This window comes from Mesorhizobium sp. WSM4817, from assembly GCF_055811135.1.
Window position 1 is genome coordinate 1 of the sequence record NZ_JBVVQQ010000099.1, and the last position, 1054, is coordinate 1054.

At 59.8% G+C, this 1054-nt stretch carries 2 protein-coding genes; both read left to right on the forward strand.

Features of this window, described 5'->3' with window-relative positions; translation table 11 throughout:
- Positions 1-311, forward strand: a 311-nt coding sequence (locus tag AC0L2K_RS34865) for a hypothetical protein (RefSeq protein WP_473533644.1), incomplete at its 5' end; no start/stop codon positions are given.
- Between the two features lie 192 nt (positions 312-503).
- Positions 504-1054: DUF309 domain-containing protein (locus AC0L2K_RS34870; protein WP_473533645.1), on the forward strand; the 551-nt coding region annotated here is incomplete at its 3' end.

Consider the following 1054-nt stretch of genomic DNA (forward strand, 5'->3'; position numbering starts at 1 on the left):
TTGAGAAAATCGATAGCGTCCGCAAGACTGGCAATCTCTTGCACGATATAGCTGGCTCGCTTCACGAAAATGGGGCTGCTGAAAGCCTCAGCATTCATTCGTTCCCTCCCACCTGCTCCATAGCCAATTTGCGCGACGCCGGGCCGCATCGATGCCCGCCGATCATTGCAGCAATGTGCTATCAGGGCGATGACGATTCAAGAGGACGAAGATGCGTGATCTGCATCCTCGGTAACCAGTTCGGCTGCGCATCACCGCGAAGTCCGGCGAAGCCTGCTCAGGCATTTATCTTCCTTCCTGGCCTGATCTGAGAACATATCCCCTGGGTGCCGTCATTCTCTAACGGCGGATGAACCACACAAATTGAAAGGCCCCGTTTAACTGCCGACAATATGACCGCCTGCGACGCATGAACTGCCCGATGACCGCCGACGCAACCTCGCAGCTTCGTGAGATCTGACTGGCTGACAACTATTTGCCAAGATATTCCTGATGCGGCGGCTATGTACGGAACTGCGCATCTGTTCAGGGCCACGGTGTGCTATACGGCTTTGATGGCCATTGGTTCGATGTTGCGCCGGCGCTGGCTGCCGGAAAAGAGCTTTCCATCCTATGCGTATCTGCCGGGCAGGCAACCGCATCCCGTGCGCGACCCCGCGGGACATAGCTACAATAGCGAAGCCATGCCGTTGGCGGCAGAGGCGTCGCTGGACGCAGACATATTCCTTTGGGGTCTCGACCTCTTCAACCATGGTTATTACTGGGAAGCCCATGAGGCGTGGGAGGGTCTGTGGCAAGTTGCAGCCCGAGGCGCTCCGCTTCGGACGCTCTTCAAGGGATTGATCCTGTTATCGGCGGCCGGCGTGAAGATCCGCGAGGGCAAGCAGGCGGCGGCGATGCGTCATGCCGCACGCGCCGCGGCGCTCCTTCGTCGGCTGAACACGGCGGATCGTACCTTCGAGCGTGCGCTCGGCATGTCACCCGCAGCGCTCGCCGAATACGCGGACGCCGCGGCACGGATCCCGGCAGCCTTGCAGGCGACAGCGCTCGGTCA